This window comes from Nocardioides furvisabuli (assembly GCF_021083185.1).
Classification (GTDB): domain Bacteria; phylum Actinomycetota; class Actinomycetes; order Propionibacteriales; family Nocardioidaceae; genus Nocardioides; species Nocardioides furvisabuli.
The window spans coordinates 284,685-304,474 of record NZ_JAIGQB010000005.1 but is presented as its reverse complement, the minus strand read 5'-3'; the positions used below and the strand labels follow the sequence as shown (position 1 = coordinate 304,474).

Below are 19,790 nucleotides of genomic sequence, written 5' to 3'. Positions count from 1 at the left end.
GGGCGCAACTCTCTCAAACGACCGCAACCGCGTGACAACTAGGACGCGCGGCGGGTGGTGCCGTCCGCGCCGGGAGCGTGGCTGGGACGCACCGCGATGCCCGTGCTGCGGTCGCGCGCGGGAGCAGCCGTACGCCGGGCGCCGGCCGGCAGATCCCTGGCGAGGGCCTTGCCGAGGCGCTCGACGGCGACGTCGCGGTCGACCTCGCCGCGGCCGTCGCGGCTGACCCACGAGACCCACAGCATCGCCGCCCCCGTCAGGACGACGGACGGCACGAGCCACAGCAGGATCTCCACGCGCCGAGCCTAGGCGTCGTCAGGTCCCGGGCGGGGCAGGCGCTACGGCGTGCCGACCCACTCCTCGCTCGCGTCGTCGAAGACCTGGTGCTTCCAGATCGGCACCTCGGCCTTGAGGGTGTCGATGAGGTCGCGCGACGCGGCGAACGCGTCACCGCGGTGGGCGGCCGTGGTGGCGACGACCACCGCGAGGTCGCCGATACGTAGCTGGCCGACACGGTGGACCGCCGCCACACCACGTACGTCGTGGTCGGCGGCGACGCGGCGGCACACGTCCTCGAGGCGAGCCAGGGCCGTCGGGTGGGCCGAGTAGTCCAGGGCCGTCACCCCCTTGCCGCCGTCGTGGTCGCGGACCTGGCCGACGAAGAGCGTCAGGCCGCCGGCGCCGTCGTCGCCCAGGGCGTCGAGGACCTCGGTGACGTCGAGCGGGGTGTCGCGGATGTCGACGAGGCGCAGGAGGTCGGTCACGGGCCCGAGTGTAGGACGACGGTCGCGCTGCGGGGGGCCGCGCGGGTCTGGGCGAGGTGGGTAACGTGGGGGCATGAGTGACACCCCCGGAGACCCCGGTTCCGGTCAGGGCCCCGATGACGACAACCCCTTCAAGGGCACCCCCTTCGAGCAGATCTTCTCGCAGATGGGCGGCTTCGGTGCGGGCGGCGGCATGCCCGACCTCAACGCGCTGATGTCGCAGATGCAGTCGCTGTTCGCGCCGCACGACGGACCGGTCAACTGGGAGACCGTGACCGACCTGGCCCGCCGCGCCGCCGCGCAGGAGCCCGACCCGGCCGTCGGCGCCGCCCAGTCCGCGGCCGTCGCCGACGCCGTACGCCTGGCCGACCACTGGCTCGACACCACCACCGAGTTCCCCTCCGGTGTGAGCACCACCGCCGCGTGGTCGCGCGCGGAGTGGATCGTGGAGACCATCGACGTGTGGAAGGTGCTGGTCGAGCCCATCGCCGGCTCCGCCACCACCGCTCTCGGCGACGCCATGCCCGAGGAGATGCGCCAGCTCGCCGGACCGCTGATGGCGATGCTGGGCAAGGCCAGCGGGGCCATGGTCGCCTCCCAGGTCGGCAGCGGCCTCGGTGCGCTGGCCGGCGACGTGCTGAGCGCCTCCGACATCGGCCTCCCGCTCGGACCGATCGGCAAGGCGGCCCTGCTGCCCACCAACGTGAAGGCGTTCGCCGCCGAGGTGCCCGACGTCACCGAGGACGACGTCCTGCTCTACCTCGCGCTGCGCGAGGCCGCCCACCAGCGGCTCTTCGCGGGCGTGCCGTGGCTGCGCGACCACCTCATCGGCGCGGTCGCCGAGTACGGCGCGGGCATGGACTTCGACACCTCCGGCATGGAGGAGAAGCTGCGCGAGGTCGACCTGGCCAACCCCGCGGCGATGCAGGACGCGCTCGCCGGCGGGCTGTTCGACCCCGAGCCCTCGGCCGCCCAGAAGGCTGCCCTGCAGAAGCTCGAGGTCACCCTCGCCCTCGTCGAGGGCTGGGTCGACGAGGTCGTCAGCCAGGCCACGGCCGAGCGGATGCCCGCTGCGGCCAAGCTCCAGGAGACCGTACGCCGCCGGCGCGCGGCCGGTGGCCCGGCGGAGCAGACCTTCGCCACCCTCGTCGGCCTCGAGCTGCGCCCCCGCCGGCTGCGCGACGCCTCCACGCTGTGGGGCTCGCTGCGCACCCGCCAGGGCGCCGAGGCCCGCGACGGCGTGTGGATGTCGCCGCACCTGCTCCCCACCGCGGAGGACCTCGACGACCCGCTGGGCTTCCGGGAGGACTCGGTCGCACCCGGCACGCTGTCGGACGAGGAGTTCGACGCCGGCCTGCGCGACCTGCTCGACGGTCCCGACACCCGCGGGTGAGCCTCCACGACGACGCTCGGACCGTGCTGTCCGGGTGGACGCCGCCAACCGCGCGCGACCGCGAGCTGCGCGACCGCTTCGTGGCGCACCTCGACGCCCGTCCCGACGGGATGGAGCGCGGCTGCCTGCCCGACCACCTCACCGCCGGGACCCTCGTGCTCGCGCCGGACGCGAGCGCCGTGCTGCTCAACCACCACCGCAAGGCCGGCGGCTGGTTCGCCTTCGGTGGCCACTGCGAGCCCGGTGACACCACCCTGGCCGGGGTGGCGCTGCGCGAGGCCCACGAGGAGTCCGGGCTGTCCGCGCTCGCCTTCGACCCGGTGCCGCTGGACCTCGACGAGCACGCGGTCGAGTTCTGCGCCCCGGGGACGGTCGTGCACCACCTCGACGTCCGGTTCCTCGCCACAGCTCCGCGCGATGCCGGACACGCCGTGAGCGAGGAGTCGCTCGACGTGCGATGGTGGCCGCTCGACGACCTGCCGGACCTCTACCCCGACATGCGGCGGCTGATCGGCGACGCCGTGGCCCGGCTGAACGGCTGAGGGCCCCTACTCCTTGTCGTCCGTCCCGGGTGGCGGCTCGAGGCGGGCGCCGGCGCTGTAGCCCTCGAGGTAGCCCTTGGCCTTCTCGGCCCTCGGGTAGCGGTCGACCCACGCCCAGAACTGAGGGGTGTGGCCCGACTCCAGCAGGTGGGCGAGCTCGTGGACCAGGACGTAGTCGACGACCCAGCCGGGCATCTTCTGCAGCCGGTCGCTGAGCCGGATCGAGCGGTCGCTGGGGGTGCAGGAGCCCCAGCGGGCATTCTGGTTGGTCACCCACCGCACCGACGCGGGGACGGCCAGGCCGCCGAAGTAGTCGTCGTTGAGCGTGGCCGCGCGCGCCACGAGGTCGTCGTCGGAACGCACCTTGCGTCGCTCCTGGCGCTCGATGCGCGCCACCATGTCGGCGACCCAGGTGGCCTCGTCGCGCTTGCTCATCGTCGCCGGGATCAACACCACGATCCGCTCGCCGTCGCGGTAGGCCGAGACCGTGCGTCGTCGGCGGCGCGAGCGACGCACCTCCACCTCGGGGGTGCTGGGCGACGAGCTCATGAGCCGAACCTAACCTCCCGCACCCACACCGCGTCGGTGAAACGCGCCGGTCACAGGCGCGCGCCCGCCCACTCCAGGAGCCGGTCGCGCTCCCAGGTGGTGACGATCCTCTCGGGATCGATCCCCGCCTCGGTGGCCCGCGCCGCACCGAAGTCGAGCATGTCGAGCTGCCCCGGCGCGTGCGCGTCGGAGTCGATCGAGAACAAGCAGCCGAGGTCGCGGGCGAGCTCCAGCAGCACCGTCGGCGGGTCACGGCGCTCAGGACGGGAGTTGATCTCCACCGCGACCCCCTCCTCCGCGCAGGCGGTGAAGACGGCGCGCGCGTCGAACTGGCTCTGCGGACGGGTGCCGCGGTTGCCGGTGACCAGGCGCCCGGTGCAGTGGCCCAGGACGTTGGTGTGGGGGTTGCGCACCGCGGCGACCATGCGGCGCGTCATCGCGTCGCGCTCCATCTTGAGCTTGGAGTGCACCGACGCCACCCGCACGTCGAGGCGCCCGAGCATCTCGGGGGACTGGTCGAGCGCGCCGTCGTCGAGGATGTCGACCTCGATGCCCTTCAGCAGCGTGAAGCTCCCCTCCAGGTGGTCGTTGACGGCGTCGACCACGTCGAGCTGGCGCCCGAGCCGCTCCGCGCTCAGGCCGTTGGCCACCCGCAGCCGAGGGCTGTGGTCGGTGAGGACGAGGTAGTCGTGACCGAGCTCCATCGCGGTCATGGCCATCTCCTCCAGCGGCGAGCCGCCGTCGGACCAGTCGGAGTGGGAGTGCAGGTCGCCGCGCAGCAACGCGCGGAGCTCCTCTCCGCCCTGGGCCAGCGGGCCGGCGGTCCGCTCGAGGGCGACCAGGCGCTCGGGGACCACACCGTTGCACGCGTCGGTGATCACCGCGGCGGTGCTCGGGCCGATGCCGGGCAGCTCGGTGAGCGTGCCCGCGGCCGCGCGACGGCGTACGTCCTCCTCGGGCAGCGGCAGGATCGTGCGGGCGGCCTTGCGGAACGCCTCGATCCGCCGGGTCTCCTCGCGCTGGCGCTCCATCAGGAAGGCGATGCGGCGCAGGGTCGCGACGGGTCCGAGGTCGTTGGTGGTCATGCCAGGCTCCCGTCAGCGGCCGCGGAACTGCGGGGCGCGCTTCTCCTTCGCGGCGGCGATGCCCTCCTGGAGGTCGGCGGTCGCGAGCGTCATCGGCTGGGCGAGGGCCTCCCACTGCAGCGCCGACTCGAAGTCGGCGTGTCCGCCGTCGGCCAGGGCGACCTTGGTCAGACGGGCCGCGATCGGGGCGGTGGCGGCGATCCCGGCGGCCGTCTCGAGCACCACGTCCAGGAAGGTCGCGGGGGCGATGACGCGCGAGACCATGCCCAGGCGCAGCGCCTCGTCGGCCTCCACCACGCGGCCGGTGAGCAGCAGGTCGCGCGCGTGGGCCGGGCCGACGACGTTCGGCAGCAGCCAGGTGCCGGCCATGCCGGCGTGCATGCCGAGCTTGTTGAACGGCAGGCCCAGCTTCGCGCCGCTCGCGGCGTAGCGGATGTCGCAGGCCAGGGCGAGGCAGAGCCCCGCCCCGATCGCGTGCCCGTTGACGGCGGCGATGGTCGGGACCTCGAGCCGACGGATCGACAGCCAGGCCCGGTAGAACGGCATCATCCGCGAGCGCAGCTCATCGACGCTGGCGTCCGGCTCGCTGGCGATCCACGAGGTGTTGCCGCCGGAGCAGAAGGCGCTGCCCTCCCCGGTCACGACGACGGCGCGCACGGAGGTGTCGGCGGCCAGCGCGTCGATCGCGGTGACCCACGACGAGGTCATCTCGTCGCTCATCGCGTTGCGCATCCCGGGGTTGTCGAGGGTCAGCAGGACGACCCCGTCGGACGGGCGCTCGAGGCGCAGGTGGGCGAGGTCTTCGAGGGCGTCGGACATGGGTCGAGCCTACTGATCGCAGCCGTCGGCGCGAGAGGCGGTTTCACGCTCAGCGCGTGGGGTGCGTGAGCGTGGGCCACGCGTGGCGTAGGGTCGAGGACGGAGCCTTGGCAACCGCCGGGTTCCCCGGCGGGCTTCCCCCCTGACCACCCCGTCGCGACGACCAAGAAGTAACGAGCAAGGAGGCCGTCATGGCGGAGACCTGGAGCGGTGAGTTCTACTGCGTCAAGTGCAAGGAGAAGCGCGAGGCGGAGGGCGAGATCAAGGTCAACGACAAGGGCACCAAGATGGCCAAGGGCGTCTGCCCGGTCTGTGGTACCAACCTGAACCGGATTCTCGGCAAGGCCTGAGCCTCGGCCCAGAGCTGACAGCGGCGGCGTCCACCCACGAGGTGGCGCCGCCGCTTCGCGTTCCGGGCCGCACGCGTCCTGTGGAGGACGCCCCGGGCAGCACCCGCAGGTGCGAGCGTGGGGCCATGCACGACGTGCTCACCCACGACCGGCCGTACGCCGTCACCCTGCGCGCACAGCTCGACTGCCCGCCCCGCTGGACCGCCCCTGTTGCCGCCGCCCTCGCGGCCGCCGGCGTCCAGGTCGACCCAGAGGCCGCCGTGGGCGTCGGCGTGGGCCCGGGCCGGACGGTGTCGGCCACGGTCGACGACTGGACCGTGGCCTCGCTCCCCCACCTGCTCGTCGGCGTGACGTCGTACGCCGTCGAGGTGGGGCCGTGGGCCGCGCCCGGGCTGGGGCCCTGCGCGCGTTGCGTGGCCGCCTCGGTGCTCGACGAGGGCGACCCGACCCTGCTCCCCCCGCTGGCGCGCCCCCTGCTGGCGCTCGCTGCGGGAGCGGTGGCCCGAGACCTGGGGGCCTGGTCGCGCGGAGAGGTGCCCCACACATGGCTCACCTCGTGGCGCTTCGACCACGAGCCGCTGCCCGCCGGCCGTCGCTGGGCGCGCCACCCCTACTGCGGGTGCGACTGGTTCGACACCGTCTGAGCGAGCCTCCGCCCGCTCACCACCACTCGCTGTCGAGCTTGCCCTCCATCGCGCGCAAGTGCGTGCGAGAGCAGGTGTCGCAGAAGATGCGGCGCCGCCCGTTCTCGACCGCCGTCGTCCACGTCAGGGTCTCGGCCTCCGGCGCCTGCGTGCCGCAGAACGCGCACGTGACGGTGTCGCTCACGAGGGCGAGACTACTCCGGCCCGCCCGTGACGACCACGAGCCGGTACGTCGCCACGGTGACGACGTACCGGCTCGTGCTGTGCGTGCTCACCCGCGATCAGGGCGAGAGCGGTCCGACGACGGGGACCGGTCCGATCAGATCGCGCGAGCGAGGGCGAGGCGTGCCTGCTGCGCGGCCAGCTCGGCCTTGCGGCTCATCCGGCGAGCCAGGGCGAGGTGGTGGCCCCGCCGCATTTCGTGCGCCTCTCCCAGGCGCGCGGACATTTGTGCGCGCGCGAGTTCTTCATGCATGAGATTCATGTCGTTGCGTCCATTTCGGTAGGTCTTCATGAGGTGTGGGATTCCTGTACTTCCTCGGTCGGAGTGAGATGGGTGCTGCGGTGGCGCCTACGCGGCGGCCCCGTCCTTGTGCGTCGCGGCTGCGACCTGCTCGGACTTGCGGGGCCGGCCTCGCGGCCGCTTGCGCGGGATCACCACGCCCTGGAGGAAGAGCTCGCCTCCCCAGACGCCCCACGGCTCGCGCCGCTCGAGTGCTCCGTCGAGGCAGAGCGCCTGCACGGGGCAGTTCGTGCAGAGGGCTTTGGCGTGCTCGACGTCCGAGGGGGACTCGGCAAACCACAGCTCTGCGTCGCCCGTGCGGCAGGGCAGCAGCTCTTCATCCACTCCGGAGGCGGCGTCGTGCAGGGCTCCGAGCGGAGCCTGGGGCTCCGTGTGGGTCCTGACGTCGGCAGCGTGGTCGCGGACGAGTTCGCTGATGGTCATGTGTTCACCTCCTTCTCGTTGACCTGATCGCGGGTGGAAACTCGGTGCTGGACAAACAGAAAGGCCGCGGATCCCGGTGTCGGGTTCCGCGGCCTGGAGGCTGCCGATGCGAGGTGTGACCTAGCTCGACGGACTCCAGGCAGGAGAACCCGGGAAATCGCCCTTGATGCGAACGATGGCGGCGGCGTCCTGGACAGCCACCACACCAGCGCCGAGGGCGCGCGTGTGCGCGCAGGGGCGGCCGAGGGTGGACATGCCGAAGGACGGCGTCCAAGCCGTCATCGTCATCGTGAAGTTCTCCATCAGGGCCACCTCCTTCGGGGCATCAGGCGCAGATCGTCGTCAGCGATCCCGTGCGCGGGTTGTTGTGAGCAGAACGCTAAACCCTCGACAACGTCAGGGGCAAACCATTTTGTGGGTATTACACGGAAAAGTTCCCGGATTCATCCTTCAGGACGATCCGGCGTCGCCGACGGCCTTCCCGGACACCAGCGCGAGCACCTCGTCCCCGTACTTCGCGATCTTCCCCGGACCCACGCCGCTGATCGCCCGCAGGCCGCGCTCGTCGGAGGGCACGTGCTCGGCGATGAGCTGGAGGGTGGCGTCGGTGAAGACGACGAACGCCGGCACGCTGTCCTGCGCCGCGCGGGCCAGTCGCCACTCGCGCAGCCGCTCGAAGAGCGCCTCGTCGTAGGACGCCGGGCAGTCGGCGCAGCGGCCGGTCTTCTTCTCGCGGGAGTTGGACAGCGCTCCCCCGCACTCGCGGCAGTGCAGGGCCGCGCGGTTGCGCTTGCTGCGCTCGCGCCGCTGGGCCGCGACACCGGGCGTGCCGTCGAGCAACGCCGACAGGAAGGGCGAGCTCCCGCGGTTGGCGCGACCGCCCGGCTCGCGCGCACTCGCCCACGACACGCACAGCTCGTCGCGGGCGCGGGTCATCGCGACGTAGAGCAGGCGCCGCTCCTCCTCGACCTCGGCGGGGGTCCTGGCCTGCGAGATCGGCATCATCTTCTCGTGCATGCCGGCCACGAACACGGCGTCCCACTCCAGGCCCTTGGCGGAGTGGATGGTGGCCAGGGTGACCGCATCGGCCACCGGGGCGTGCTGCTCACCTGCCCGGCGGTCGAGGTCGTCGACGAGGTCACCGAGGCCCGCGTCGGGCCGCTCGCGCCCGAAGTCGGCGGCGAGGTCGACCAGCGCCTGCAATGACTCCCAGCGGTTGCGCACCTCTCCCCTGCCCTCCGGAGGCTCCGTGGAGTGGCCCATCTGGGACAGGACGGCGACGACCCCGTCGGCCACCGGGCCCGACGCCTCGCCGCTGCGCGCGGCGCCGCGGACGAGCGTGATGGCCTGGCGCACCTCGGGGCGGTCGAAGAAGCGCGCCCCACCGCGGACGACGTAGGGGATGCCGCGCGCGGCCAGTGCCTCCTCGAAGCGCTCGGACTGCGCGTTGATGCGCAGCAGCACCGCCATCCGGCTGGCGGGCGTCCCGCTGGCCCGCAGCGCGGCCGCGCGATCGGCGACGGCGTCGGCCTCGGCGACCTCGTCGCTGGCCTCGCGGTAGGTGATGGCCGCCCCCGAGGGACGCTGCGCCACCAGGTCGACGCCCTTGCTGCTCGTGCCGGCGAGGAGGGCGTTGGCGGCAGCCACGACCTGCGGGGTGGAGCGGTAGTTGCGCACCAGCTCGACGCTGGTGGCCGCCGGGAACCGCTGGGTGAACTCGCGGAGGTAGCGCGCGTCGGCGCCGGCGAAGGAGTAGATCGTCTGGGCGGGGTCCCCGACCACGCAGAGCTCGTCGCGCCCGCCGAGCCAGAGGTCGAGCAGCGCGTTCTGCAGGGGCGAGACGTCCTGGAACTCGTCGACGACGAACCACTTGTACTGCCGGCGCACCTGCGCGGCGACGGCCTCGTTGTCGGCCAGCAGGCCGGCGCCGAAGAGAAGCACGTCCTCCATGTCCATCCGGCCCTGGCCGCGCTTGACCTCCTCGTAGGCGTCGAAGGCGCGGGCCACGACCTCGGGCTCGAGGCCCGAGACGGCCCGCCCCCGGGCGCGGGCCAGCGCGGGGTAGGAGTCGGGGGCGACGTTGGACACCTTGGCCCACTCGATCTCACTGGCGAGGTCGCGCAGCGTCGCCTGGTCGACGCTCAGCCGCTGGCGCCGGGCGGCGAGCGCGACCATGCCGAGCTTGGACTCGGTGAGCTCGGGGAGGTCACGCCCGTGCACCCGCGGCCAGAAGAACCGGAGCTGGCGCAACGCGGCCGAGTGGAACGTGCGCGCCTGGACCCCGGGCGCACCCAGCGAGCGGAGCCGCTCGCGCATCTCCCCCGCGGCGCGGGTGGTGAACGACAGCGCCAGCACCTCGGTGGGCGCGTAGACGCCCTGCGCGACCCCGTGGGCGATGCGGTGGGTGATCGCACGGGTCTTGCCGGTGCCGGCGCCCGCGAGGACCCGCACGGGCCCGCGCAGCGCCTCCGCGACCTGTCGCTGCTCGGGGTCGAGCGCTTCGAGCAAGGTCGTCTCCTGCGATGGGATGAACGGGGCTGTCGCCCGCCGGCACGGGCAGGACAACCCTAGACGTCGCCACCGACACGAACCTCCTTCGTGGGCCCCGGCCGAGGTCAGAACGCCTGCGGGCCGAAGCGCATGATCGCGACGAAGAGCGCCAGGCCCCCGAGGACGACGTTGATTCCGATCAGCGGGTACTCCTTGCGCCGTGCGTGCACCGCTGCGGCCAGGAGCATCGTCACCGCGAGTCCACTGGCAGCCAGTGGCGTCAGCACGGGCGCGATGTCGAGGGCCGCGGGCACGACGAGCCCGACGGCGCCGAGGACTTCCACGACCCCGATGAGCTTGATCGCTCCGGCGGGAAGGTCCTCGAGCGAGGTCATGTCCTCGACGACCTTCTCCCGGGGGGTGAGGACCTTGCGCAGGCCGGCGGCGGTGAAGACGGCCGCCAGGACGACGGCGATGACCCACAGGACGATGTTCATGATGTCTCCTTCAGAGAACTTGAGATGTCAACAACTCACCCAAGAACTTGATGCATCAAGTTATTCCGCTAGCCTCGCGAGCATGTCCCCCACCGCGTCGCCCGACCCCAGCGAGCCACCCTGGCTCGACGAGGACGAGCTTGCTGCGTGGATGGCCACCACCGCCCTGATCATCAGGCTCCCCGGTGCGCTCGACGCCCAGCTGCAGGCCGACCAGGGGCTGACGTTCTTCGAGTACCTGGTGCTCGCGGTGTTGTCGGAGCAGCCGAACCGCACGCTCCAGATGAGCGTCGTCGCCGCAGAGACCTCATCGTCGCTCTCGAGGCTCTCCCACGTGGTGAAGCGTCTCGAGGCAGAGGGCCTGGTCACCCGCGAACGAGTGCCCGGAGCCGGACGCCGGACGAACGCGGTCCTCACCGCGGCCGGGCACGCGAAAGCGGTGGCGGCGGCCCCCGGGCACGTCGCGCGAGTGCGCGAGCTGGTCGTCGACGCCGTGTCGGCGGCCGACCTCGCCGCGTTGCGCCGGGTCAGCGAGACCGTCCTGGCTCGGATCGACCCCGGCCGCTCCTGCTAGCCGGGCCACCCCTGTCGCCTGCGGGAATGCCGCACCGGGCCGGAGGGTTGACCAGACATGTCCCAGAGCCAGTTCACCATGTTCACCACGCCCTGGTGTGGCTACTGCCACCGCCTGAAGAGCCAGCTCGACCGAGAGGGCATCGCGTTCTCGATCGTCGACATCGAGCAGCAGCCCGACGCGGCCTTCACCGTCGAGCAGGCCAACGGCGGCAACCAGACCGTGCCCACCCTCCTGTTCTCCGACGGCAGCACGCTGACGAACCCGTCGGTGGCGCAGGTCAAGGAGAAGCTGGCCGCGCTGGCGTGAGCCCCTCGGCTGAGGCAGTGGCGTGCGGTCGGGTTAGCCTGATCCCGTGTCCTTGCTGAACTCGATCGATCGCGACCACGTCCTCACCGCGATGGAGACCTGGGACGCAGCCGGTGGCGCCAACTACATGCTGGTGCGCGGCGGGACGTCCACCCATGTGCTGATGCACCTGGGCCGCGAGTACGACGCCGCGGCGATCGCCGGCATCGCCCATGGCCTGGCCACTGGTCGCACCCTGACCCCCGCTGACATCCCCGGCGGTTCCGCCGGGGCGAGCAAGGCGCTGACCCGGCTCGGCTTCACGATCCGCGACGACTCGCCGCCCAGCGAGCGCGTGCCCGGCTCCAGCACCCGCACGCGCTCCTCGTCGTCGAGCGGCACCCCGCGCGCGGCGGCGACGAGGAGCACCGGCACCGCCCGGCCCCGGGTCGCGGCGAGCGACCGGCCGGACAAGCTGTGCCCGCGCTGCTACATCGCGATGCCGGCCACCGGCATCTGCGACACCTGCGACTGACCGACCTCAGTCCCAGCCGGGACCCTCGAGAGGCCGGCCGAACCATGCCTCGATGAGCGAGGACGAGATCGAGATCCCGCGCGGGACGGCGATCTCCCCCGAGCGCACCGCCGTCTCGAAGTCCGCACGGGTCCACCAGCGGGCCTCCTCGATCTCGGCGCCGTCGACGTCGATGTCGGTGCTCAGCGCGCGGCCGGTGAAGCCCAGCATCAGGCTCGCCGGCAGCGGCCACGGCTGGCTGCCGAAGTAGCCGACCTCGCCCACCTGCACCCCGACCTCCTCGTCCACCTCACGGCGTACGGCGTCCTCGAGGGTCTCCCCCGGCTCGCAGAACCCGGCGAGGGTGGACCAGCGGCCCGCAGGCCAGGCGCGGTTGCGGCCCAGCAGCAGCGCCTCGTCGTCGCCGTCGCCGTGGGTGATCGCCATGATGACCGCCGGGTCGGTGCGGGGGAACTGCGCGCGGTCGCACTGGGTGCAGCGCAGCTCGTGCCCGGCGGCCCGGCTGCGCAGGGAGCCACCGCACCGCGGGCAGAAGCGGGTCGCGTGGTGCCACTCGGCAAGGCCGATCGCGTGCATCAGCAGCGGCGCCTGGCCGGGTGACTGCTCGGCGATCAGGGGCAGCACGTCGCGCAGCGGCACCCACTCCTGCGGGTCGCCGGGGGCGGCGTCCGGCGCGACGATGACCGCGAGGTGCACGACCTCGTCGTGGTCGCCGAGGAGCACGAGGATGCCCTCGGGCGCGTCCGCGGGAGCGACCCACTGGATCTCGCCGTCCGTCGGACGCAGCCGGTTGCCCGCGACGACCAGCATCCGGGTGGCCGGGTCCGACATCTGGTGGCGCAGCCACTCCTCGTCGGTGCGGCGCAGGCCCATCCGGTTGTGCGCGTGGGCGGAGAGTGCGACGTGCGGGAGGGGGCGCTCGGAGCTCACCGCGTCAGGCTAGCGACGGGCCCTAGGCTGGGCGCCGTGAGCACCCACATCGGCGCCCGGCCCGGCGACATCGCCCCCACCGTCCTGCTGCCCGGCGACCCGCTGCGGGCGAGGTGGATCGCGGAGACCTTCCTCGACGACGCCCGCTGCTACAGCGAGGTGCGCGGGATGTACGGCTTCACCGGCACGTGGCGCGGCCAGCCGGTCTCCGTCCAGGGCTCCGGCATGGGCCAGCCGTCGATGGCGATCTACGTCAACGAGCTCTTCACCGACTACGACGTGCAGTCGGTCGTACGCGTCGGGTCGTGCGGCGCGGTCACGGAGGACGTCGGCATCCGCGACGTCATCATCGCCTCCGGCGCCTGCACCGACTCCTCGATGAACCGCATCGCCTTCCACGGCATCGACTACGCCCCGGTCGCCGACTTCGGCCTGCTGCGGGGCGCGGTGGAGGCCGCCGAGGCGCGCGAGGACGGCTCGCCCTTCCACGTCGGACTGATCTTCTCCAGCGACTCCTTCTACGCCGCGCGCCCCGAGCTGCTGGGCGAGATGGTGGACTACGGCGTGCTGGCGGTCGAGATGGAGGCCAGCGCGCTCTACACCCTCGCCGCGAAGCACCGCCGCAAGGCCCTGGCGATCTGCACCGTCTCCGACCACATCGTCACCGGCGAGGAGACCACCTCGCAGGAGCGCGAGCAGACCTTCGGCGAGATGGTCGAGATCGCGCTGACGGCGGCGCTGGGCTGACCTGCGGCGCTCCTCCGCTGGCGGGCGGTGCGTGACGCAGGTACTGCGCGCTCGGAAGGTGTCCTACGCACCGCTGATGGCTGACGCGCGGCGGTGCGTGAGACGCCTTCGAGACGTACGACGTGTGGCTGGGGCGCCGCCACGAGACCCGCAGGTCAGAGCTCGAGCAGTCGCTCCAGCTCGTCGCGACCCGGCAGGTCCGGTGGCTCGACCGTGTGGCCGGACCGGACGTAGTGGAACGCCGCGCGCACCTGCTCCAGCGGGGTGCCGGTGAGCTCGGCCCAGGCGAGGCGGTAGAGCGCGAGCTGCAGGGGGTCCGCGGTCTCGTGACGACCGGTCTTCCAGTCGACCACGAGGAAACCGCCGCCCGAGGACCCGGGCTCGGCGTAGACCGCGTCGATGCGTCCGCGCACGACCTGACCGCCCAGCACCAGCGCGAAGGGTGCCTCGACGGCGTGGGGTGCCCGGTCGCCGAAGGGACCGTCCTCGAAGCGCTTCACCACCTCGCCGAGGTCGGCCTCGTCGTCGATGCCGGCGTCGGCGCGGCCCGGCAGCTCGTCGGGCTCGATGAGCGCCTGCTGGCCGAAGCGCTCCTCCACCCAGGCGTGGAAGGCGGTGCCGAAGCGGGCCGCGGGAGCGGGTGGGCGCGGCATCGGCCGGGCCAGCTCGCGCGCAAAGGCGTCGGGGTCGTCGCGCAGGCGGGCCACGGAGGTGGCCGACAGACTGCTCGGCAACGGCAGGTCGACCGTGGTGGCGCGCTCGGCGCGCGCCTCGTCGAGCAGCTGGGCGAGGTCGTCGTCCCACTCCGCGACCTGCGCGGCCTCGACCATGTCGAGGCCCTCGTCGGGCGCGGTCCGGTCGACGCTGCGGACCAGCTCCGCGGCGACCTGTCGACGGCGCCCCTCCTCGCCGGGGCCCGGCACCGGCCAGGGGCGGGAGGTGTCGACGGCGTCGTTGGGGTTGGGTGACTTCGGTGGCGGCTTCTCCAGCCAGCGCTCCACCGGCTGGCCCCACTCCTCGAGCTGGTCGCGCACGACGCACTGGTAGGCCGACGGGCCGAAGGCGCTCGCGCGCTGGCCCCAGACGTAGGAGGTGACGGCGAGGTGGTGGGCGGCGCGGGTGAAGGCGACGTAGCCCAGGCGCAGCTCCTCCTCCGCGTCGTGGGCCTTGGTCGCCGTGCGATAGGCCTCGAGGGCGGTCTTGTCGTGGCCCGCGAGCTGGGGCTGGTCGGCCCGGTCGCCGCGCAGGGGCGCGGGCAGGACGGCCGGCGACGACGTCCAGAGGGTGCGCGAGCGGTTGCTGGGGAAGCGTGTCTCCCCCACGCCGACGCAGAAGACCGACGACCACTCCAGCCCCTTGGCGCGGTGCACCGTGAGGAGCTTCACCGAGTCGGCTGCGGTGGGGGTGGCGACGTCGAGGCCGTTGCCCTGGTCGTCCTCGGCGGTGAGGTAGGCCAGCAGCGCGGGCAGCGTGACGTCGCCGTCGACGGACTGGAAGTCCGCGACCGCCTTGACGAAGAGGTCGAGGTTGTCGCGCCGCGCGGCAGCCGCCGGCGAGGTCGCCGACGCCAGCTCGACGTCGACACCTGTCGTGTCGATGATGCGTCGGACCACGTCGAGCAGGGGGTCGCCGACGTGGGAGCGCAGCCGGCGCAGCTCGCCGGCGAGGAGGGCGAACCGGTCGAGCGCCTCGGGTGAGTAGGCCGCCTCGCCGGGCGCCTCGAGGGCGTCGCTGAGCGCGGGCAGCTCGGAGGAGTCGATGCCGTCGGCGATCTGGAGCAACTGGTCGGCGATCGACGCCGCCTCCGCGCGACCGCGTACGCCGGCGATCTCCGCCGCCCGCACCGCGAGCAGGCGCAGGTCGCGGGGGCCGATCGCCCAGCGCGGGCCGGTGAGGAGGGTGAGCATCGCGGAGTTGGCGGTGACGTCGTGCAGCAGGGTCAGCGTGGCGACGACCTCGGCCACCTCTGGCAAGCGGATCAGGCCCGACAGGCCGACGATCTCGACCGGGATGCCGGCGGTGGTCAGCGCGTCGTAGACGTCCTCGGCCTGCGCGTTGTCGCGGCTCAGCACGCCCATCTCGGCCCAGGGGGTGCCGGTCCCGTGCACGCGGCGGACCTCGTCGGTGAGCCAGGCGAGCTCGTCGACGGCCCGCTCGAAGACGTGTGCCTCGACGTGGCCCTCGGCCGCGATCTCGGCGGCGCGCAGTCGCGCGACCTTGTCGCCGTAGGCGGCGAGCAGCGGCTCCGCGAGCCTGTTGGCCACGTCGAGGATGCGTCGGTCGGAGCGCCGGTTGACCGTCAGCGGCAGCCGGCCCGGCTCGCCGTCGGCCGCGGGGAAGGTCTCGGCGAAGTTGAGGATGTTGGAGACCGACGCACCGCGCCAGCCGTAGATCGCCTGGTTGGGGTCGCCCACCGCCATCACCGGGTGGCCGAGGCCGTGCTCGGGGTCGGAGCCCGAGAACAGCCGGGACAACATCGTGGCCTGCGCGACGGAGGTGTCCTGGTACTCGTCCAGGAGCACGACCTTGAACCGCGCCCGCTCCAGCTCCCCCACCTCCGGCTGGTCCTCGACGAGCCGGGCCGCGAGGGCGATCTGGTCGCCGAAGTCCATCAGGCCGAGGTCGGCCTTGAGGCGCCGGTAGCCGGTGACGAGCTGGAGCAGCTCCGCACGGCGGTCGATGGCGTTGATCGCCTTCGCCGGGGGCTCGAGCCAGGTCTTGCGGGCCTTGCCGGCCTGCTCCTCGGCGACCGCGCGCTCGAAGCCGCGGCGCGCCTCGGCGTCCACCCGGCGTACGTCGTCGGCGTCGACGAGGTGCTCGCTCATCGCGCCGTCGAGGGCGAGGAGGTTCTGGATGGCGGTGGCGGGATGGTCGGTCAGCAGCTCGATGCGACCGGTGAAGCGCTCGATCACGCGCGCACCGAGCTGGTAGCGGGACGCATCGGACACGACCCGGGTGTCGGGCTCGTGGCCGATGCGCAGTCCGTGGTCGGTCAGGAGCGTGGCGGCGTAGGCGTGGTAGGTCGCGACGGTCGGCTCGAGCACGTCCTCGCCGTCGACGACGACGGACCGGTCGAGCAGGCCCGCGGCACCGAGCGCGGCCGAGACCCGCTGGCGCAGCTCGGCCGCGGCCTTGGTCGTGAACGTGAGGCCGAGCACCTCGTCGGGACGCACCCGGCCCGTCGCCACCAGCCACACCACGCGCTGGGCCATGAGGGTGGTCTTCCCGCTGCCGGCTCCGGCCACCACGACGGTGGGCCGCAGCGGCGCCGTGATGGCCGCCCACTGCTCGTCGCTGGCGGCGTGCCTGGCCCCCATGAGGGCCCGCAGGTCCTCGGGCGTGTCGAGCCGTAGAGGCTCGCGGGTCGGCTCGGTCACTGGACGGTCACGCTCCCGGCACCCTTGGCGGGGCAGATGGCGGTGAAGGGGCAGTCGCGGCAGTGGGGGCCGGCCGTGGCCGGGAAGGTCTCGCTGCGGACCAGGTCGGCGGCACGCGCCAGGCCCGCGCGCAGCACCGCACGCTCGGGACCGGCGTCGTCGTGCGCGGGCTGGCCCTGCACCTTGGCGACGGCCGACTCGTCGTCGATGCCGAGCTGCACCAGCTCGGCGCCTCCCGACGCCACCGACCGGCCGGCGACCTCGTCGAGCGCACCGGCGTCGACGGCGTACTGGTAGAGGGCGAGCTGGAGGTTGCCGGCGACCGCAGGCCCGGTCGGGGCGGCACGGGCGCTCTTGAAGTCGACGACCACCACCCGGCCCGCGTCGTCGATCTCGAGGCGGTCGGCGAAGCCGGTGAGCATGACCGTGCGGCCCTCGACCTCGACGGTGCTCTGGAAGCGCTGCTCGGCGGCGAGCACCTCGCGGGGGTTGTCGAGGTGCCACCGGACGAAGCGCGCCACCGCCTTGCGGATGCGGGCGAGCTCGCGCTGGCGCGACCAGGGCGTGCGGAAGGCGAGCCGGTCCCAGATCGCCTCGACCTCGGCCATCAGCGGCTGCTCCTCGGCCGGCAGGTCACCGGTTGCCACCCGCTCGGCGAGCGCGTGGAGCACCTGTCCGAGGTTGGCCGACTGGTGCACCGCCGAGACGCCGCCGGCCTCGCGCTCGAAGAACCACTGGGCCGGGCAGAGGAGGATCGAGTCGAGCATGCTGGCCGAGACCGGCACCGGCCGCTCGGGGTCACGGATCGGCTGGACGGCCCGGGTGGCGCTGCGGGTGCCCCACCACGTCGCGGGGTCGGCCGCCGGGACGAGCTGGCGTCCGTCGACCTCCTCCGCCGCGAGCGCCGCCAGACGGCGCGCGGCGGCGGCCTGCAGCGCGGGGCTGGTGGCCGGGTCCGCGGCGGTGCGCCGCAGCTCGGCGACGAGGCCGCCGAGCGACAGCGGCCGGGGCGGGCGGCCGTCCTGGTGCTCGATGGTCACGCCGAGCTCCTCGAGGAAGCGCGAGGGCTGCTCGCCGTCGTCGTCGGGCGAGCGCACCGCGCTCACCACCAGTCGGCGCCGGGCCCGGGTGCAGGCGACGTAGAAGAGGCGACGCTCCTCCATCAGCAGCGCCCGCGTGGTCACCGGCGGGACCAGGTCGGGGTGGCCGGAGCCGTCGACGCCGATGCGGTCGGCGCCGAGCAGGGTCGTGCGGCGACGAAGGTCCGGCCAGCCCTCCTGCTGGACGTGGGCGACGACCACGAGGTCCCACTCCAGGCCCTTGGACCGGTGTGCGGTGAGGAGGCGGACCGAGGAGCCGCGCACGCCCCGCTCGGCCAGGGTGTCGGCCGGGAGCTGCTGGGCCACCAGGCTGGCGAAGAACGCCCCGACGCCGACGTGGTCGCGTTGGTCGACCGCGCGGGAGGCGAGCTCGAAGAGCGCCACCACCGCGTCGAGGTCGCGGTGGGCGCGACGGGCGCTCGCGCCCCCGAGGTCGACCTGGCGCCTGAGCCGCTGGGGCCAAGCCGTGCTGGACCACAGGTGCCACAGCACGTCCTCGACACCGGCGCGCTCGGACAGCATGTGGGCGCCCTCGCGCAGCAGGGCGGCGAGGGCATCGGCGCGGTCGACGTCCGGTCCCTCCAGGCCGTCGAGGAAGCCCGGGCCGACGACGGCGAGCCGGAGCAGCTCGCGCGAGGTGCGGCGCGCGTCGGGATCGGCCTGCTCCTTCTCCCGGGTGCGCAGGCGGCGCACGAGGGCGCGCAGGTCGGACGCGTCCAGCCCCGCCAGTGGCGACAGCAGCAGCGACTCGATCCGGCCGGGGTCGAGGAAGTCGGGCGAGTCCGGGTCGTCGTTGTCGAGGTTGACCACGGCGCGAAGGCCGTCGAGGAGCGGCAGCACCGCCGGGTCGTGGACGAGGGGCAGGTCGTCGGAGGCCACCTCGACGGGAACGCCCGCCGCGGCGAGCGAGCGCCGCAGGGGGGGGATGCTGGTCCGCCCCGAGCGCACCAGGACGGCCATCCGGTCCCAGGCGATGCCGTCCTCGAGGTGGGCGCGGCGCAGCAGGTCGGCGAGCCGCTCGGCCTCGGCCCGCTCGGTGTCATAGGTGTGGACCTCGACCCGACCGTCGCCGTGCGGCCCCGGGACCGCCTCCGGGGAGAGGAAGGCCTCGCGGGCGGCGGCGTCGATGCTGCCGCTGAGGGTCAGGCGGTGTGCGACGCGGCCGGCCGCCAGGAGCAGGCGCGGCCCGAACCGTCGGGTGCGCTGGAGCACCACGACGGGTGCGGGCGCACCGCCCGTGGTCGCGAAGCTGGCCGGGAAGTCGAGGATGCCGCGCACGTCGGCGCCGCGGAAGCCGTAGATGGACTGGTGCGGGTCGCCGACCACCGTGAGGTTCCGGCCGTCGCCGGCCAGGGCCCGCAGCAGGGCCACCTGGCCGGGGTCGGTGTCCTGGTACTCATCCACGAAGACGTGGCCGTAGCGTGCCCGCAGCTCGTCGCGGTGGGCCTCGGCCTCGATCACCGCGCGGCGGATGAGGTCGGAGTAGTCGGTGGCGCCGAGGTTGTCGAGGATCGTGAGGTACTGCTCCATGAACAGCCCGGCCGACACCAGCTCGGGCAGGTCGTGCTCCTCGCCGAGGCTGCGGAGGCCGCCGGGGTCCAGGCCCTTCTCACGGGCGCGGGCGAGCACCGCCTGCACCTCGCGGACGAAGCCGGACGTGCCGACCGCCCGGCGCAGCGCGTCCGGCCACTCGACCGACTCCGGGTTGTCGCGCAGCAGCTCACGCAGCACGACGTCGGCCTCCGGGGCCGACAGCAGCCGGATGGCCCCCTCGTAGAGCTCGGCGGGGGCGTACTTCCTCACCAGCGCGTAGGCGAAGGAGTGGAAGGTCGAGCACGACGCCGCCGACGTGGTCCTGGCGACCCGCGCGGTCACCCGGTCGCGCAGCTGCTCGGCGGCCTTGCGGGAGAAGGTGAGGGCGAGCACCGAGTCGGGCGAGGCGCCGCGGTGCTCGATGCGGTCGACGATCGCCTCGACCAGGGTGGTGGTCTTGCCGGTCCCGGGACCGGCCAGGACGAGCAACGGTCCGCCTGGGTGGTCGACCACACGCCGCTGGTGCTCGTCGAGCTCGGGCACCACGACCTCGCGGTCGGGGCTGACGAGCCGGTAGCGGGTGGTCGGTGTGCTCACGCAGGACACCCCATCACGCGGGACCGACAA

The 19,790-nt window shown here is 73.3% G+C and carries 21 protein-coding genes and 1 pseudogene; 8 read left to right on the top strand and 14 right to left on the bottom strand.

Annotated elements, in window-relative coordinates:
- Positions 1–38: 38 nt before the first annotated feature.
- Positions 39–296: a hypothetical protein gene (locus K4G59_RS12490; protein ID WP_231251382.1), complete on the bottom strand. Its 258-nt coding sequence runs from the start codon at positions 294–296 to the stop codon at positions 39–41.
- A 42-nt stretch (positions 297–338) separates the two neighbouring features.
- Positions 339–764 (bottom strand): molybdenum cofactor biosynthesis protein MoaE, encoded by a 426-nt coding sequence (locus K4G59_RS12485; protein ID WP_231251381.1) that lies wholly within the window; start codon positions 762–764, stop codon positions 339–341.
- A gap of 73 nt (positions 765–837) precedes the next feature.
- Here K4G59_RS12485 and K4G59_RS12480 point away from each other — a divergent pair, with 73 nt between their 5' ends.
- Both K4G59_RS12480 and K4G59_RS12475 read left to right on the top strand, forming a co-directional pair.
- Positions 838–2,157 (top strand): zinc-dependent metalloprotease, encoded by a 1,320-nt coding sequence (locus tag K4G59_RS12480; protein ID WP_231251380.1) that lies wholly within the window; start codon positions 838–840, stop codon positions 2,155–2,157.
- Positions 2,154–2,699, top strand: coding sequence for an NUDIX hydrolase (locus K4G59_RS12475; RefSeq protein ID WP_231251379.1), 546 nt, complete (start codon positions 2,154–2,156; stop codon positions 2,697–2,699). The genes K4G59_RS12480 and K4G59_RS12475 overlap by 4 nt, the downstream gene beginning before the upstream one ends.
- A gap of 6 nt (positions 2,700–2,705) precedes the next feature.
- On the opposite strand, the gene K4G59_RS12470 is transcribed toward K4G59_RS12475, so the two are convergent.
- Genes K4G59_RS12470 through K4G59_RS12460 form a run of 3 tightly spaced genes read right to left on the bottom strand, consistent with a single transcriptional unit; the run spans position 2,706 to position 5,152 of the window.
- Positions 2,706–3,248 (bottom strand): M48 metallopeptidase family protein, encoded by a 543-nt coding sequence (locus tag K4G59_RS12470; protein ID WP_231251378.1) that lies wholly within the window; start codon positions 3,246–3,248, stop codon positions 2,706–2,708.
- Between the two features lie 50 nt (positions 3,249–3,298).
- Positions 3,299–4,333 (bottom strand): PHP domain-containing protein, encoded by a 1,035-nt coding sequence (locus tag K4G59_RS12465; protein WP_231251377.1) that lies wholly within the window; start codon positions 4,331–4,333, stop codon positions 3,299–3,301.
- Positions 4,334–4,345: 12 nt separating this feature from the next.
- Positions 4,346–5,152 carry an enoyl-CoA hydratase/isomerase family protein gene (locus tag K4G59_RS12460; protein ID WP_231251376.1) on the bottom strand — a complete coding sequence of 269 codons (807 nt, stop codon included), beginning with the start codon at positions 5,150–5,152 and terminating at the stop codon, positions 4,346–4,348.
- Between the two features lie 191 nt (positions 5,153–5,343).
- On the opposite strand from K4G59_RS12460, the gene K4G59_RS12455 reads away from it, so the two are divergent.
- Entirely contained in the window at positions 5,344–5,502 is a 159-nt protein-coding gene (locus K4G59_RS12455) for a DUF5679 domain-containing protein (protein ID WP_090969683.1), read from the top strand.
- A 125-nt stretch (positions 5,503–5,627) separates the two neighbouring features.
- A complete protein-coding gene (locus K4G59_RS12450; RefSeq protein WP_231251375.1) occupies positions 5,628–6,146 on the top strand; it encodes a hypothetical protein in 519 nt (172 codons plus the stop codon).
- Positions 6,147–6,162: 16 nt separating this feature from the next.
- Here the strand turns inward: K4G59_RS12450 and K4G59_RS12445 are convergent, their stop codons facing one another.
- The 6 genes and pseudogenes from K4G59_RS12445 to K4G59_RS12420 all read right to left on the bottom strand — a co-directional run bounded on the left by K4G59_RS12445 (position 6,163) and on the right by K4G59_RS12420 (position 10,079).
- Complete coding sequence (locus K4G59_RS12445) at positions 6,163–6,330, bottom strand: hypothetical protein (protein ID WP_231251374.1); 168 nt, start codon at positions 6,328–6,330, stop codon at positions 6,163–6,165.
- A 135-nt stretch (positions 6,331–6,465) separates the two neighbouring features.
- Positions 6,466–6,690: pseudogene (locus K4G59_RS12440) on the bottom strand (putative WhiB-interacting protein); the annotation flags it as partial.
- Between the two features lie 27 nt (positions 6,691–6,717).
- Positions 6,718–7,092, bottom strand: a complete 375-nt coding sequence (locus K4G59_RS12435) for a WhiB family transcriptional regulator (RefSeq protein WP_231251373.1) — start codon at positions 7,090–7,092, stop codon at positions 6,718–6,720.
- Between the two features lie 120 nt (positions 7,093–7,212).
- The gene (locus K4G59_RS12430) at positions 7,213–7,395 is read right to left on the bottom strand and encodes a hypothetical protein (RefSeq protein WP_231251372.1); all 183 of its coding nucleotides are present in this window, start codon (positions 7,393–7,395) and stop codon (positions 7,213–7,215) included.
- A 147-nt stretch (positions 7,396–7,542) separates the two neighbouring features.
- Positions 7,543–9,600 carry an ATP-dependent DNA helicase UvrD2 gene (locus K4G59_RS12425; protein WP_269210046.1) on the bottom strand — a complete coding sequence of 686 codons (2,058 nt, stop codon included), beginning with the start codon at positions 9,598–9,600 and terminating at the stop codon, positions 7,543–7,545.
- Between the two features lie 107 nt (positions 9,601–9,707).
- Positions 9,708–10,079, bottom strand: a complete 372-nt coding sequence (locus K4G59_RS12420; protein ID WP_231251371.1) for a DoxX family protein — start codon at positions 10,077–10,079, stop codon at positions 9,708–9,710.
- Between the two features lie 82 nt (positions 10,080–10,161).
- On the opposite strand from K4G59_RS12420, the gene K4G59_RS12415 reads away from it, so the two are divergent.
- Genes K4G59_RS12415 through K4G59_RS12405 form a run of 3 tightly spaced genes read left to right on the top strand, consistent with a single transcriptional unit; the run spans position 10,162 to position 11,476 of the window.
- Positions 10,162–10,653, top strand: a complete 492-nt coding sequence (locus K4G59_RS12415) for a MarR family winged helix-turn-helix transcriptional regulator (RefSeq protein ID WP_231251370.1) — start codon at positions 10,162–10,164, stop codon at positions 10,651–10,653.
- Between the two features lie 57 nt (positions 10,654–10,710).
- Positions 10,711–10,962 (top strand): mycoredoxin, encoded by a 252-nt coding sequence (locus tag K4G59_RS12410; protein ID WP_231251369.1) that lies wholly within the window; start codon positions 10,711–10,713, stop codon positions 10,960–10,962.
- Positions 10,963–11,008: 46 nt separating this feature from the next.
- The gene (locus K4G59_RS12405) at positions 11,009–11,476 is read left to right on the top strand and encodes a ScoMcrA-related endonuclease (RefSeq protein WP_231251368.1); all 468 of its coding nucleotides are present in this window, start codon (positions 11,009–11,011) and stop codon (positions 11,474–11,476) included.
- A gap of 6 nt (positions 11,477–11,482) precedes the next feature.
- Here the strand turns inward: K4G59_RS12405 and nudC are convergent, their stop codons facing one another.
- Entirely contained in the window at positions 11,483–12,406 is a 924-nt protein-coding gene (gene nudC / locus K4G59_RS12400; protein ID WP_231251367.1) for an NAD(+) diphosphatase, read from the bottom strand.
- Between the two features lie 36 nt (positions 12,407–12,442).
- Here nudC and deoD point away from each other — a divergent pair, with 36 nt between their 5' ends.
- Positions 12,443–13,153 carry a purine-nucleoside phosphorylase gene (gene deoD, locus K4G59_RS12395; RefSeq protein WP_231251366.1) on the top strand — a complete coding sequence of 237 codons (711 nt, stop codon included), beginning with the start codon at positions 12,443–12,445 and terminating at the stop codon, positions 13,151–13,153.
- A gap of 155 nt (positions 13,154–13,308) precedes the next feature.
- Here deoD and K4G59_RS12390 read toward each other — a convergent pair whose 3' ends face one another.
- Together K4G59_RS12390 and K4G59_RS12385 are read right to left on the bottom strand one after the other, a co-directional pair.
- A complete protein-coding gene (locus K4G59_RS12390) occupies positions 13,309–16,530 on the bottom strand; it encodes an ATP-dependent helicase (protein ID WP_231251365.1) in 3,222 nt (1,073 codons plus the stop codon).
- A complete protein-coding gene (locus K4G59_RS12385; protein WP_231251364.1) occupies positions 16,527–19,760 on the bottom strand; it encodes an ATP-dependent helicase in 3,234 nt (1,077 codons plus the stop codon). The genes K4G59_RS12390 and K4G59_RS12385 overlap by 4 nt, the downstream gene beginning before the upstream one ends.
- Positions 19,761–19,790: the final 30 nt, after the last annotated feature.

Coding starts and splice junctions, on each gene's coding strand:
- K4G59_RS12410 (WP_231251369.1), top strand. CDS start 10,711: ATGTCCCAGAGCCAGTTCACCATGTTCACCACGCCCTGGTGTGGCTAC.
- K4G59_RS12470 (WP_231251378.1), bottom strand. CDS start 3,248: ATGAGCTCGTCGCCCAGCACCCCCGAGGTGGAGGTGCGTCGCTCGCGC.
- K4G59_RS12465 (WP_231251377.1), bottom strand. CDS start 4,333: ATGACCACCAACGACCTCGGACCCGTCGCGACCCTGCGCCGCATCGCC.
- K4G59_RS12435 (WP_231251373.1), bottom strand. CDS start 7,092: ATGACCATCAGCGAACTCGTCCGCGACCACGCTGCCGACGTCAGGACC.
- K4G59_RS12420 (WP_231251371.1), bottom strand. CDS start 10,079: ATGAACATCGTCCTGTGGGTCATCGCCGTCGTCCTGGCGGCCGTCTTC.
- K4G59_RS12430 (WP_231251372.1), bottom strand. CDS start 7,395: ATGGAGAACTTCACGATGACGATGACGGCTTGGACGCCGTCCTTCGGC.
- K4G59_RS12450 (WP_231251375.1), top strand. CDS start 5,628: ATGCACGACGTGCTCACCCACGACCGGCCGTACGCCGTCACCCTGCGC.
- K4G59_RS12460 (WP_231251376.1), bottom strand. CDS start 5,152: ATGTCCGACGCCCTCGAAGACCTCGCCCACCTGCGCCTCGAGCGCCCG.
- K4G59_RS12455 (WP_090969683.1), top strand. CDS start 5,344: ATGGCGGAGACCTGGAGCGGTGAGTTCTACTGCGTCAAGTGCAAGGAG.
- K4G59_RS12480 (WP_231251380.1), top strand. CDS start 838: ATGAGTGACACCCCCGGAGACCCCGGTTCCGGTCAGGGCCCCGATGAC.
- K4G59_RS12415 (WP_231251370.1), top strand. CDS start 10,162: ATGTCCCCCACCGCGTCGCCCGACCCCAGCGAGCCACCCTGGCTCGAC.